Origin of the sequence: Zobellia sp. OII3 (assembly GCF_002211465.1) — a bacterium.
Classification (GTDB): domain Bacteria; phylum Bacteroidota; class Bacteroidia; order Flavobacteriales; family Flavobacteriaceae; genus Zobellia; species Zobellia galactanivorans.
In genome coordinates this window covers 1-12,933 of record NZ_MWRZ01000021.1, presented here as the reverse complement: position 1 = coordinate 12,933, position 12,933 = coordinate 1, and the positions used below count along the sequence as shown (strand labels likewise).

Genomic DNA, 12,933 nt, shown 5'->3' with positions numbered 1-12,933 from the left:
AAGCTTTGTTTTGCCGCGCATCGCAAAAAACTGGTCCCAAGCACTTGAAAGTTCACTTGTAGGCTACCCAAAAAATATAGGTTGGCCAGTGGTCTAAAAGATAAAACCGCCTTAAAAAGCGGTTATGTGAGTCGTTATTTTAATGATTATGGGGTTGTGCAACGGTTACTATTGTTGGCAACAGTTTTTCCGCGTATTAACCGATATGATTCGATTTATTATATAACTTCACACTATAAGATTTCAATACTACTAATCGTTATTCCCACAAAACAATCGTCCTGACAACCATCTTCTACAAAGCCACAGGTAGAGATTAATCCATTGTTTTCAGCTTCGAAGTATGTTTTTGAGTTCTCTCGTTGTATTAACCATTCTTTTTCCGCTTTTTCATATACTTCATTTAATGTCAACGCTTCTGCACCCGCAAATACATGAGTTCCTATTTCAGTATCATTTTCGGTCCATTCCAAGTTTTCCTCTGGAATATTTTCCGATAATCCTTCGGTACTTGTATATCTAAAATGCCTTTCAATTAATTTTCCATCTGATACGGTTAAGGTGGTTTCCCATGCAGAGCCATTGAAAGACCCACCTACAGCTTTGTATTTATAGGAATTGTTCGCTGATTCTTTAAAATCTAACCAAACGTTACGGCTAATTTCAAATTCGTTTTTATGTTCTAAATCATCTTTTTCGCATGAAAATGAGAAGTTCATTATAATTAACAATACTAAAAAATAGAATTTACCTTTCATTTTTTATCTATTAAAGTTCATTATAGTATAGATGAAATTTCCCACTTTGGTTGCTTTAAAATTGTTGCCAACTTGTTTATATGCGGAACATTCCGTCTTTTATCCTGCCAATCCGGTACAATATGCGGAGGTTACGGTTTAATTTATCACTATTATTTCATTTAAGCGATAAAACCGCTATTTTTTATATACGGTGTACTTGTTGCGCAACCATGAATTCCATCAATACGTACTTGTTAGGTTTTTTTTTTTTTTTTTAAATATAACTAACTGATATAATGTGTTTTAATTATTTTAGATAATTCAAAAACTATCAATTCATTCCTGATGACGAGTTGTGTAAGGGTTACCCGTGTTATTAGCAAATGTTTTTTATTTCGTCCACAATTCCATAACCGATTAAACTAAACAAGGCAACAATGTAAAAAATAAAAGATAATGTATAAGCGAGTCTATAAAATGTTGCGGGTAAGATTTTTTCGATTTCTAATTTGTCTTTACCGTCCAGTCGTGAGAATAAATATTTCGTCCGATTCTTCATTGTCCGATTTAAAACGTTCACTTCGGCTAATAAGAAGATTAATGAGAAAAGGATACCAAGTCCAAGTGAAGATATGGTGATTACAAAAAACAAAGATTTCAAAGAAGATGTTGTGTCGTCGGATTTAAATGATATTAAAATTCCCATTAGTCCAACTGAAATTGTTATAATAGTTCTGAACCAAGCATATGTTTTTTCATTACGCTCTTCTGCTATTCCTCCAATTTCATTAATCCGTTTGTAGGCTTCGTGTTCAGTAATCATAAATATTTGCGAACAACGGAATATAGTTAATGGTGCTATCCTTTTTATAGCACCCGCAAATCTATATCCCTCTTTTTAACCCCTCTAATGTACCACCTTTACGCACATCGGCCTTACGGATTTACGTAAGGCTTTTAAGAAAGTTTTTAACAGGGGCTCCGTAGGGGGCGGTGAACAGTATATTGGTCGGTCTTTGCCCTAAAAACCTTTTGTCCTTCCCTGTGGCTGCTTCAAAGACCAAACCGCCTTAAAAAGCGGTTGTAGGGGGCATTGTTTTCATAATTATGGGCTTGTGCAAGGCTTACTTTTGTTGGCCACAGGCTTTTCAGCCTAGTGCATCCACAATAAATACCAATCCAAAAATCCAGCCGACATAAAGAGAAGTATATCCAAGCGCATATAATGCAGATATTCCCAAATCTCCTTTTGTGTCTGCGGATTTATTAAAAACGAATTTTAAAGCACGAAAGAATACCCAGTATAGCATCGCCAAGATTATGAAAATCGAAAGCCATAATACAGCTTCGAATAGCACTAAAAGTACTGCTAGAATTATTGTTATTCCAATCCATAAAAGTATTGATAGTAATAGTCCGCCGATTCCATCTCCGACAGATATATCAGGAGTAGGTGGCATATTTCCAGAATTAAATATTGGGGTCTTAGCCTTATAATTTTCAATTTTAGGAAAGTTATCTAAAAGACCAACGCCTTGATAAAGTCCATATGCCATAAACAAAAAAAGAGTGGTAGAAATTATTCCCAATGACAGATAAAAATTCTCAGTCAAAGTCCGATGATAATTTTCTCCTGTCAGATAAACCGTTAAAATAGTAACTCCAATTACGATTAGAGATACTTTAAAAACAGATTTTCCTTTTAAATATGTTTGTTTCGCTTTCAATATTATTTTTCAGCTTATGACGAACAATAGAATACAGGTGTTGATGCTATGCTGCTTATATAGACTAAGGTAGTAAATCTCATATACCTTGATCTAAAAAAAAGTGGACTTCAGTGGTTTTAGGGCTTCCATCGAAGTACCTAATGCTTCTGTCAGGGCAAAAAAAAAGCCCGTAAAGAGGCTTTTTTGGATCGTTCTGTGGCGGGCTACTGGCTTTTGCGCCGGTCGTCCCGAGTTGCTAGGTGTTCGTTTGAACCTTGTTCAAGGAATACACTGTTCGCCCGTATTTCGGGTGTATGCACGATACGGCTGTGTTCAGGCTCTGTATTTTCCCTTGCTTATCGTTCGTTAAGACATATACGTAAACATTGTCGGTCGAATGTTGTCTAATAAGAAGTTCTCCTTCTTCGATTTCCCCACTATTGAAACCGTCAACCAGACAGCATCCGCTAACAGATTGGCTTTCATACCTGATGTTACTAATATCGTCAAGTAGACCTTTTTCGTTGAGACTGGCTTCTATGGCTTCTAATTCCTGTTCGCCTTGTTCGTTCAGTATACACGCAAATACGCCATATTCACCAAATCCTTCGGAAGTTCCTTCGCTAGTGGGCGCATAGTATTTCAATAGTTTTTGGGGAACAACTTTGTGTTGACTGGAAGCGATATACCGTTTGTAAGAAGGGTCAATCAGTCCCAAAAGTCCTTTTCCGGCTCCTGTTACTTGCTTGAAAAACTTTTTGGCCAACATTTTTTTTGCGGTTTCTTGATGAATCATATGATCTGTTTTTAAAGTTTGGTGATGTTATATGTGTTTATAGGATGCAGACGCTTATAGTTCTTTTTTGAAACTGTGTTGAAGGTCCCAAATCTCGTGCATCGGAATAGGTTTTCGGCTTAAATCGTTTATGCTATCGTATTCGGTCCACAAAAAGGGAAAGAAGCCCATTCCCTTATCGGTTTCCAAGCTTTCGATTTCCTCCCTCCAATTCTTCCACCTTAAGCCTTTATAAAATTGCTCTAAATCTCCCCTTAGTGTCCACCATATAAAGTCGGAATAGCCCATGTCCATAGCTTCCCATTCAAGGCAATCAGGTGCGAAATAATACATTTGGCCAAGGTCTTGCCCGAATTCCCCTCCGTTAATGGCAAAGAAGCCTCCGATAACGTCATCGGCGACAAGGAAAAATGGGGCTTGTTCTCCGAATTCGGTTATGGATTTGCCTATGTTCCAATCCGATATGGTTCTGCTCGTTTTTCCATCCCCTGAACCGAGAATTCGGATCCATCCACCGTCAATTACTATACCGCCCGTTTCATAAATAATCGCTCCCAATGGGGAACGCGTTGTAACTTGACTATGGTATAAAGCCAATTTGGCATTTTCTTCATCCTTCGGTAGGATCACGACTTTATTGGTGGCATCTTTGATCCACTCAGAAACCAATTCCCAACCTGGTTCGTCTTTATTTAGTAATTCGGCTAATGGTTTCATTTTTTGGTTTTAGTGCTGATATCCCAAGGGTTTTTGTTATTGCTTAAAGCTTTTGTTGGCATGGCTTATTTTTTCCAAACAGAATTTATTGATCTCTCTCGCATAATCGATTTCCGCCATTTTTACAGATTTATTTCCCTTTTTCTTCCCTTTTTTTGTAGTAAGCTTTTCTTTTAGGGTCAATATCAGGTTCCCTTTGCTATTCGTATAGAAAATATTGGTTTCGCTCAAAAAATCGGACCAGTGGTGGGCAGAGTATTCCTTCCAACTATTGCATCTTAATAACCTGCGTGGGGTTCCTAGAAAATACCCGCCTTCTTTAGAAAAACCATACATTCCGAGCAAAACGAATACGAGTCCGGGTAACATAAAAATGGCCCCAAAAGTAAAAAAGCCATATAAGGGAGACAGGTCGTCTGGACTAACGGTCAAATTGTTGTGTCCGATATTTAGGTTTGTCGGTTGGCCCAATACTAATTCATATACCATTGAAGTGAATATACCCCCAACTACTACGATCCAAAATAAGCCTCCACGTATAACCCTCCATAGATCTCTTGTTGTTTTTTCCTTATCGGCTTTTACAAAAAAGCAAATACTTTCCCCATCCAATTGGGATTGCAGTTCTGAAGGGATGGGACGATTTTCTATCATTTCTTTAATTCATGCCGATAATTCGATACGTAACGATGCTCTCCCTAGTATAGGCGTAGCTTTTGGAAAAATAGGATAGTTTACGATTTGATTTATTAGGGTTTATTTTGCGTTTTCTACCTTGCTTACAACACTTGTACAAGTGAATTATTGTACGGAGGTCTCAATATTTGGGTGGAAACGGGGGCTTTTCAGCAAAGCTGTTCCTATACGCCGTTTTAGTTGAAATTACTTGCGGCCCATTTCATATAGGGGAGGGACTCGGTCATTATGTAGGCGTCAAATTCCTTCATGAACACTTTTGAATGGCTGTCTCCGTATTTCTTGGCAATAAGCCCCGCGTATTCCTCCCTAATTTCAAGTCGGGTGGCATCGATAAGGTCATTGTCTATATCTTGGGACTCGGCTTTACGCAACAAAAGGGCCGTAAATTTTTTTCCAAGCTTTTTTGCCGTTTGGGAAATTTCGGGAACAGCTTGAGATTCAAACATGGTGATGCGTTGAAAAGGAATACAGTTGTCCATTAAATGCACGATTGTTTTTTCTCCGATCACTTGGGCAGCTTGCATCTGGGAAATCAACGAATCTTTTTCATAAGCTAAAATCTGGTCGATAAATGCTGGACGATGGTTTTTGTACTCGGCCTTTAGGGAGGTAATCAAGCTATCGTGCAGCGTATCAGGGTCTTCTGAAAAATTTAGGCTAGATAGGGTCTCACAGACCGAATTCGCTATACTTCGGTCTACGGTTTGAGACATTAGACTTATGGGGAAGAACATAACCAGGATAATCCATCTCATTTTTATTCGTTTTATGGCCTTACAACGGTTTTGTGTATGAATAGTTGCATGGCGGAGCCATTAATTTAAAAAGGGGAGGCAGGGAAGTCCCCGATGAAATGCACAACTGACAATTGAAGCACTTTAAAGCCTTCATGTCGTAAACACCCTCCCTATACCCGTATTGATCCTGATGTTTCCGTTCCGGGAAGTACTTGGTACAAACAACCTTTTTGCTAAGGTTTTACCAGTAGGTACTTATAGGTGCTTAAAAGGTTTTTTGATTCTCCTACTGCATTGATTTTTGTAAAATACTGCTTCAAAATTGCTCCGTAGACAAGAAAAACAAGGCAAATTCCCTTATTTAAACATTGCCGATTTCTTACTTTAGCCTATTCAAAGAACATTGCGTTTTGCTTACATGATTTTAAAGAACAAAAGCCTTTGGCGCTTAGGATTTGCCATTTCACTCTTGCTAGGGTTTACGGCCTGTAAGAAACAAGATACCATTCGCCCCAGTATAGAGAAAAGGCTATCGGTGTTAGACAGTACAAGGCTGACACAACCTGAAAAATCGCTTTCCGAGCTAGATAGCCTATTACAAAACAGCAAGGACCTGAACGACAAGGAACAGGCCCTATTGTTATTCAATAAGGGAGAGGCCCTATACTTGAACGATAAATACTTGGAAGCCTTTAATACACAACAACAAAGTCATAAATTATTTGTTGAATTAAAGGATAGGTACAACGAGGCCCGTTCCCTGATAACCCTAAGTGGGGCCGCCCTTCATATGGGAGATATAGAAACCTCGCAAAAATATGCCTTGCAAGCCTTGGAAATGGGGCAGTCAATCAAAGACAAGCGCATAGAGGGAAAAGCATACAACCAATTGTTCAAACTTCATTTTAGGTTAAAGGATTACCACGAGGCCTTATCCTATATACAATTGACCGACAGTCTATATTCCACAGAAGCGGACACCACATCGATAATTTCAATAAAAAACAATAAGGCGAGTGTTTATTTGAAATTAAAGGACTACAACAAAGCCCTGGCCAGTTACTCTGAAGCCATGGCCTTGAGCCAAAGGAAAAGAGATCCCAAAACCTTGGTCAGTGTGCTCAATAACATAGGCTATACTTATATGCAGGCGGAGGAATACGAGAGTGCCGAGAAGTTTTTAAGGGGAGCCGTTACCTTGAACAAAAACATAAAGGCGATAAATGCCGCTCCCTATAAAGGTTTGGGCAACCTATTTTTATTAAAGGCCCAAAACGACTCTGCAGAGGCCAACTTCAACAGGGCACTGGCTATTTACAGCTCTAAGAAGGATATGAAGGAGGAAATAGATGTAAGGGATAAGCTCATTGCCATATCCATTATGTCGGGAGATTATACCAAAGCGCTGAACCACCAAGCCGTTAGGGATAGTTTACAGCTCAACGTAAACAACCTGGAAAAGGACCGGCTTTTAAATTTTGCCAACGTCAATTATGAAGTCAAACGAAAAGAGACCGAAATCCAACACCAGAAGGAAATTAACCGAAGAAACACCTGGCTTTTGATCAGTACGGTCATCCTCTTTATATTCTTGCTTATCATTGCGGCCTTTTCTATCTATAACACCAAATTGCGGGCTGCGAATAGGGCTTCCAAATTAGAACAGCGTTTACTGCGCGTACAAATGAACCCGCATTTTATTTTCAACACCCTTGCCGCCATTCAAAATATAATCTTGGATGGAAACCCCATAAAATCATCGAACCACATTGCCAAATTTTCGAAGTTGATCCGTCAAAATTTCGATTATGTACGAAAGGAATGGATTACGTTGGACAAGGAAATTGAGATGGTTACCAATTATATAGAAACCCAACAATTACGTTTTAACAATGTCTTTACATATTCAATAGAACTTGATGGTTTCGACGATACCTCTAGCATAAAGCTGCCCCCAATGCTGTTACAGCCCTTTATTGAAAACGCCATCGAGTACGGTTTAAAAGGAAAAAAGGAAGGCGGGGAGCTTCTGCTCAAAATAGAGAAAAACGGAAAAGAGCTGTCCTTTGTAATATCCGATAACGGCGTGGGAAGGTCGGCAAAGGCGAAAGACGAAAAAATAACGGAAGAGCTGCACGCAACAAGTGTATTTTTAGAGCGTTTAAAAATGAGGAAAAAGGGAGAGGAAAAAACCTTCGTTATCGAAGACCTATTCGATACGGACAACAACCCTGCAGGAACAAAAGTGTTTTTTAAATTGAAAATCAATGATTAAGGCCATTATAGTTGAGGATGAATTTAATGCCCTGAACACACTCGACAAACTTATTCGATATACCCAAAAAGACATTGAGGTCGTGGCCAAAATAGACAATGTTCAAGAAGCCATAGCCTTTTTGAAAAAGCGGACGCCAGACCTGGTTTTTCTCGATATAGAGCTTATTGACGGGAATGCCTTTCAAATTTTGGAAGCCTTGGACAGTATCGCCTTCAAAATTATCTTTATAACCGCCTACGACGAATTCGCCATAAAGGCGATCAAGTTCGATACCATAGATTATATATTGAAGCCTATAGATTCCGATGAACTATCCGCCTGTTTAGATCGGTTCAGGGTGGCCTATGAAAAAGACCGGGTGTATAAAAATGCCTTGGACAAGGTTGCTAAAATCAACGAAAGGGAAGTTCAGAAAACCTTGTTGATCAAAACTGCCGACGCCCAATATTTTCTTCAGATCAAAGATATTGTACGCTGCCAGTCCGATGGTGCTTACACCGTCTTTCATACCGTAGACAAAAAAATCATGAGTGCCCGTAACTTAAAGTATTACGAGAATATTTTAAGCGAACATACCTTTGTTAGGGTACATCAATCCCATTTGGTAAATATCAAGTATATAAAAACGATCAGTGGCAATAATTCCGTTTGGCTCACGAACGACGAGGAAATACCGGTGGCCACACGAAAAAAATCGTATTTAAAACAGGTTTTGGATAGCCTATAGGCGCAAATACAAAACGGAAAATAGCAAATGTAAAACGGTTTTAAAATCTCCATTTTCGCACCCTAGTTTTGAGGCAAATAAACAAATAACCCTTAAAACAAAAGATCATGGGATTAAAGGAAAACCGATTTACAAAAACATTTCAAGAAGAACAATTTCCCGAATTAAAGGCGCAGATCATGGCCGCAGCAGGTTTTGACGTAGCCTTGAATATTGAGTGGGAAACCTTATTCGAAAATCGCTTTTTACATCTTTATAACGATTCCTACCCCAAAATATACTTCATACCCCTTATTGAAGCTTTCAAAGCCATCACGGCAGACGAGATGGGGAAGGAAGCCCTTGCCGAAAGTTTAAAGGAAATACGTATTACCAACACCAAGGATCATCACAACCCTAAAAATGCCTATTCGTTTGTCGATGGGGTCTTAACGGTCGACCACAGCCCGATAATCAACGCTGACCAGGTAGAAAATAGAATAGAAGTGTTGACCGATCTATTGGAAAGCAATCTTTAACCCTTTCCTGTTAGAGTATCCTAATGTATTGACTAATCATTCACAACACTTCTTATTATGACAAATACACCCTACTACAACGCCTTTGTGGCGCAAACGCCCGAGCAGGTTTTGCAAAGCGCTTATAAAAATGAAACCCCTGTTTTAATAAGTGTTTCCCTTTCCAACGGTAGCTACATAGAGGGCATTGTGCTGGACATTAAGGAAGAGAATTATCAAAAATCGGTCTGCATGCTATCGTCCGAAGAACAGGTATGGTTTTTCAATGTGCAGCACTTGGTGTCCATCACGGTAAGACAGCCTAAGAAAATGGCCGTGGCCCTGTCTAAAGGAGCTATCAGCAGGCCGATGGATCCAGCAAACCAAACGCTTACCATATTACAACTGAAACGTTGGTTGCAGGCCGAAAAGTTACAGTTGGGAAATCAGATCAAGGAATTCAATATAGACCTGCTTCCTTTGGATGCAGCAAACAACCGGTTAAATATTAAAGACGTTTTCAGCGCCCTACAAAAGGCCGTGTCGCAAATCACCAAGGACGACCTGGGTCAAGACGCTTGGCAGGCCATCGATACCATTGTTTTGCAACAGGCAGATGCATTGAATATCGCTATTCAAGGGACGACACTGACCATTTCATTGGGGATCGACAGGGCCTTGCCCAAAGAACTATCCAAAATTTTAGAAGAGAAATTATTACAACAACTATAAAAAACAGAGATATGGGACTTAAGGAAAAAAGAATCATCAAAGCTTTTCAAACCGAACATTATCCTGCCTTGGAAGCGGAAATAAACGAGGTGGCAGGTTACGCAGTGCCTATGGATATCAAGTGGGACACCTTAATGGAAAACCGCTTTTCGCACATCTACCACCACACCTTCCCCAAAATATATTTTCAGCCCTTGATCGAAGCGTTCAAAGCCATTTGTGTCGATGAAATGGGGACCGAGCTTTTACGGGCGGGATTAAAAAATGTCGTCATCGTAAATGAAAACAACGAGCATAGCTTAGGGAAGGCCATTACCTTCGAAGACGGCGTGCTGAAAATTAACCACAGTCCGGTTATCAATGCCGATAATATCGAAGACAAGGCGAACCGTATTATCGAGTTGTTGGAGAACAAATTGGAGGAATTTGCCGAAACCACTACGGATAAGGCTCCTGCAGCGGAAGAACCGGCACCCCAGGCCCCTGTTGCGGCAACTCCTACAACTCAGGCAACTGCACCCGAAGCCCCCGTTACGGCAACCCCTGCTGCCGAAGCCCTTGCAAGTGCCGAGGCAACCGAAGCATCGCAAAACCAACAGGAACAAGCAAGCCCACTTCCCCAAGTTTCCATGGCGGAACTGTACGACCGATCTTTCGCATTGGCCTGTGAAAAGCAGGAGATTTTTGCCAGGATCGTAGAAGGCTTGGACTGGAGCTGCGACATGCTTGAAGGTAAACTGACCTATGGTGATGACAAGGTTTTTGACATTCAGGTTATCGGAACCTATTCAGAGAACGAAAAAAGCTGGTTATGGGCCTGGGCCAACAACCAAAGCGGTATTCCCGAGACCTTCCTTCAAACATCCTTGGCAATGAGGAACTTGGGAACAAGCCATCAATTACAGGACCTGACATCCCCGAAACTGCAAACGGCAACCGATCCCGGCGCGTATTATTCCGTTATAGCCTTGGGTGTTTTTGGAGACACTTGTTATGTGCCCTTAACCTTTAAAGGATTAAAAGTGTACGTCACCGTACGATCCAAGGAAGTGGACGGCATGGCAAGAAATGAACCAGCATTGATTTGTTCCCATTTCACCAACCTGACGGCAAGCTACCAGTTTCCCCATAAGTACTGCCTACAGTATTACCTGATGGCGAAAGGGTATCAAGTAGAAAATTGCGGCAATAACATTTTGGCCAAAAAGGGTAAGGATCAGATTTTAGGAATTTTTGACCTAAAAGGAAAACTAATGAAAATTTCAAATTCGAAAACAGCGGTTCAAGCTTAAAAACAAAAATTATGTCATATACATCAACCACATTGGCCGATTTACAAAAAGAACATGAAGATGCCCTTAATGCGGCCCAAGAAGAGATGATGGCCAATTTAAACGCGGCACAGGCATCGGGCGATTTTCAAAAAATACAGGAAGTAAGTGTTTCTTTTCAAAATACGGCCACAAAATTGGCCGATGATTATACCAAACGTATCGAAGAGATCAACGCCTTAAACGAAAAGGTGGAAGCGGAAAAAGTACCGGATATTTATAGCGACAAAAGGGCCAATATAGACTTGAACCATTTGGTCTATGATGGCGATAGGGATTATGTCGTCGAGTTTCAGAAAAACGAACTCATACAAGACATTTTGGAAAGGATCAGTGCCACCAATGGTAGGTTCAAATCAAGAAAACACTTATTGAAATCGAGCTTAAGGTTGACCAAGACCTTGGCCCCAATGCTCCATGAGATCGGGGAGCATTGCAAACAAGTGCTAAAACTGAAAGCCGAAATTGAATTTTTCGTCTACCAAAGCGATATATTCAATGCCTCTTGCTACCCTCCTGACGATAACCGATTGTATATTATTTTGTCTTCAGGACTTTTAGAGCGTTTTTCAAAGGAAGAATTGACCTTTGTGGTCGGTCACGAAATCGGCCATGTACTCTTTGAACATTTTGATTATCCTGTGCGCCAAATTTTAGATGTTGGCGAGAATGATCTAGCACCGATACATGCCATGAAATTGTACGCCTGGCATAGAAATGCCGAAATAAGCGCGGATAGGGTCGGATTGCTTTGCTGCCAAGATTTTGAAACCGCCGGTCGTACCTTCTTTAAGCTATCCTCAGGGGTGACTACCGATTCATTGGACTTTCAACTAAACGCTTATATAGAGCAATTTGTAGATTTGGAAGAAGCCTTGAACGATGCCAACCACGACCCTTCGGACTGGTACAGCAGCCACCCTTTCAGCCCTCTGCGGATCAAGGCCTTGGAACTTTTTAATAAGAGTGAAACCTATGCTTCCTTTAACGACAAGGTTAGGGGAGAGACCAGCAAAGAGGGCATGGAGCTTGAAATTAAACGTATTATGTCGTTAATGGAGCCCGAGAGCTTAGAGGAAAATAATGAGTGTTCAGAGAAAATTCAGCGTTTTATGTTCTTAGGGGGCTATTTAATATCGAATGCCGATGGTGTTGTCGACGACTCCGAGATCCAGGCATTGAGTAGTATTGTACTGCCTAACGTCTTTGCCAATTGTATGATGACGATCAAAGGGCTTACCCAAGACGAGATGATTGAGGAAGTACAACAGCTATCGAACGATTTGGACCTGGTACTCTCGGTGATGCAAAAGTTGAACATTCTTAGGGACCTATCCATTATATCGTACGCCGACGGACAGATAGACGACAGCGAAGTACATGTGCTATACAATCTGGCAAGGCTCTTACGTATCAATACCGATTTTATAGACCGTGTAATTAGCGATGCCCAAGGCGTCTAAGCCTTATACGTTTCTTACGGGCGATTATACAAAGGGACGCACGATAGTGCGTCCTTTTTTTGTTTTTTATAGGAGCTTTGTTGGGCCCTTATTGCACCAGTTGGCCTTTTAGGTACTGCTCTTGCTTTGTTACCTCACCTTTTTCGTTTTAGGCTAGCGGTTGGGCTCAGGCTAGGTGTAGTGGGAAAGTATGCCCCGTGCTGGGCTGATATGCACATGGCAACATCTTTGTTTTGCTTTTTTCTATACTAAGATCAAATCTTAAGGTCCAGTGGTTTTATAAAAATACGTAAATCTTTGGATTAAACTGAAAGCCCGTATTGTTTATAGGTTGTGTGCCTGTTGCACAAGTTAACGAAAAAAACACATAGGCTAAAGGCGATCTTAACGTTGGGTCGTTAATTTTAGGTATGCAGGGAAAAAAGGAGTATCAAGAAAAACTGTTCGCCCATTTCCAGTTGAGCGAGCGAATCCCCAAGAACAATTTCTACAGGCGGTTGAAAGAGG

At 40.5% G+C, this 12,933-nt stretch carries 13 protein-coding genes; 6 read left to right on the top strand and 7 right to left on the bottom strand.

What is annotated here, in order from left to right:
• Positions 1 to 233: 233 nt before the first annotated feature.
• From B4Q04_RS22060 to B4Q04_RS22030, 7 genes are all read right to left on the bottom strand, one after another.
• The gene (locus B4Q04_RS22060; protein WP_088698145.1) at positions 234 to 758 is read right to left on the bottom strand and encodes a hypothetical protein; all 525 of its coding nucleotides are present in this window, start codon (positions 756 to 758) and stop codon (positions 234 to 236) included.
• 358 nt (positions 759 to 1,116) lie between these two features.
• Positions 1,117 to 1,563, bottom strand: coding sequence for a hypothetical protein (locus B4Q04_RS22055; RefSeq protein ID WP_088698144.1), 447 nt, complete (start codon positions 1,561 to 1,563; stop codon positions 1,117 to 1,119).
• A 325-nt stretch (positions 1,564 to 1,888) separates the two neighbouring features.
• A complete protein-coding gene (locus B4Q04_RS22050) occupies positions 1,889 to 2,467 on the bottom strand; it encodes a hypothetical protein (RefSeq protein ID WP_013994623.1) in 579 nt (192 codons plus the stop codon).
• 238 nt (positions 2,468 to 2,705) lie between these two features.
• Positions 2,706 to 3,245 carry a hypothetical protein gene (locus tag B4Q04_RS22045; protein ID WP_088698143.1) on the bottom strand — a complete coding sequence of 180 codons (540 nt, stop codon included), beginning with the start codon at positions 3,243 to 3,245 and terminating at the stop codon, positions 2,706 to 2,708.
• A gap of 54 nt (positions 3,246 to 3,299) precedes the next feature.
• Positions 3,300 to 3,962: a DUF2625 domain-containing protein gene (locus tag B4Q04_RS22040; RefSeq protein ID WP_088698142.1), complete on the bottom strand. Its 663-nt coding sequence runs from the start codon at positions 3,960 to 3,962 to the stop codon at positions 3,300 to 3,302.
• A 36-nt stretch (positions 3,963 to 3,998) separates the two neighbouring features.
• Entirely contained in the window at positions 3,999 to 4,616 is a 618-nt protein-coding gene (locus B4Q04_RS22035; protein ID WP_088698141.1) for a hypothetical protein, read from the bottom strand.
• 218 nt (positions 4,617 to 4,834) lie between these two features.
• Positions 4,835 to 5,416 (bottom strand): hypothetical protein, encoded by a 582-nt coding sequence (locus B4Q04_RS22030; protein WP_123772421.1) that lies wholly within the window; start codon positions 5,414 to 5,416, stop codon positions 4,835 to 4,837.
• Between the two features lie 400 nt (positions 5,417 to 5,816).
• Here B4Q04_RS22030 and B4Q04_RS22025 point away from each other — a divergent pair, with 400 nt between their 5' ends.
• From B4Q04_RS22025 to B4Q04_RS22000, 6 genes are all read left to right on the top strand, one after another.
• On the top strand, positions 5,817 to 7,673 hold the full coding sequence (locus tag B4Q04_RS22025) for a tetratricopeptide repeat protein (protein WP_088698139.1): 1,857 nt from the start codon (positions 5,817 to 5,819) through the stop codon (positions 7,671 to 7,673).
• Positions 7,666 to 8,403 carry a LytR/AlgR family response regulator transcription factor gene (locus B4Q04_RS22020; RefSeq protein ID WP_088698138.1) on the top strand — a complete coding sequence of 246 codons (738 nt, stop codon included), beginning with the start codon at positions 7,666 to 7,668 and terminating at the stop codon, positions 8,401 to 8,403. The genes B4Q04_RS22025 and B4Q04_RS22020 overlap by 8 nt, the downstream gene beginning before the upstream one ends.
• Positions 8,404 to 8,510: 107 nt before the next feature.
• Positions 8,511 to 8,921: a hypothetical protein gene (locus B4Q04_RS22015; protein WP_088698137.1), complete on the top strand. Its 411-nt coding sequence runs from the start codon at positions 8,511 to 8,513 to the stop codon at positions 8,919 to 8,921.
• 57 nt (positions 8,922 to 8,978) lie between these two features.
• On the top strand, positions 8,979 to 9,632 hold the full coding sequence (locus tag B4Q04_RS22010) for a hypothetical protein (RefSeq protein ID WP_088698136.1): 654 nt from the start codon (positions 8,979 to 8,981) through the stop codon (positions 9,630 to 9,632).
• An 11-nt stretch (positions 9,633 to 9,643) separates the two neighbouring features.
• Positions 9,644 to 10,924 (top strand): DUF6882 domain-containing protein, encoded by a 1,281-nt coding sequence (locus tag B4Q04_RS22890; protein WP_201723436.1) that lies wholly within the window; start codon positions 9,644 to 9,646, stop codon positions 10,922 to 10,924.
• Positions 10,925 to 10,935: 11 nt separating this feature from the next.
• On the top strand, positions 10,936 to 12,426 hold the full coding sequence (locus tag B4Q04_RS22000; protein WP_013994633.1) for a M48 family metallopeptidase: 1,491 nt from the start codon (positions 10,936 to 10,938) through the stop codon (positions 12,424 to 12,426).
• Positions 12,427 to 12,933 lie beyond the last annotated feature (507 nt).

What these genes read in the sequence shown, in the direction of transcription:
- B4Q04_RS22060 (WP_088698145.1), bottom strand. Translation starts at nt 758, where the DNA reads ATGAAAGGTAAATTCTATTTTTTAGTATTGTTAATTATAATGAACTTC.
- B4Q04_RS22055 (WP_088698144.1), bottom strand. Translation starts at nt 1,563, where the DNA reads ATGATTACTGAACACGAAGCCTACAAACGGATTAATGAAATTGGAGGA.
- B4Q04_RS22045 (WP_088698143.1), bottom strand. Translation starts at nt 3,245, where the DNA reads ATGATTCATCAAGAAACCGCAAAAAAAATGTTGGCCAAAAAGTTTTTC.
- B4Q04_RS22040 (WP_088698142.1), bottom strand. Translation starts at nt 3,962, where the DNA reads ATGAAACCATTAGCCGAATTACTAAATAAAGACGAACCAGGTTGGGAA.
- B4Q04_RS22035 (WP_088698141.1), bottom strand. Translation starts at nt 4,616, where the DNA reads ATGATAGAAAATCGTCCCATCCCTTCAGAACTGCAATCCCAATTGGAT.
- B4Q04_RS22030 (WP_123772421.1), bottom strand. Translation starts at nt 5,416, where the DNA reads ATGAGATGGATTATCCTGGTTATGTTCTTCCCCATAAGTCTAATGTCT.
- B4Q04_RS22025 (WP_088698139.1), top strand. Translation starts at nt 5,817, where the DNA reads ATGATTTTAAAGAACAAAAGCCTTTGGCGCTTAGGATTTGCCATTTCA.
- B4Q04_RS22020 (WP_088698138.1), top strand. Translation starts at nt 7,666, where the DNA reads ATGATTAAGGCCATTATAGTTGAGGATGAATTTAATGCCCTGAACACA.
- B4Q04_RS22015 (WP_088698137.1), top strand. Translation starts at nt 8,511, where the DNA reads ATGGGATTAAAGGAAAACCGATTTACAAAAACATTTCAAGAAGAACAA.
- B4Q04_RS22010 (WP_088698136.1), top strand. Translation starts at nt 8,979, where the DNA reads ATGACAAATACACCCTACTACAACGCCTTTGTGGCGCAAACGCCCGAG.
- B4Q04_RS22890 (WP_201723436.1), top strand. Translation starts at nt 9,644, where the DNA reads ATGGGACTTAAGGAAAAAAGAATCATCAAAGCTTTTCAAACCGAACAT.
- B4Q04_RS22000 (WP_013994633.1), top strand. Translation starts at nt 10,936, where the DNA reads ATGTCATATACATCAACCACATTGGCCGATTTACAAAAAGAACATGAA.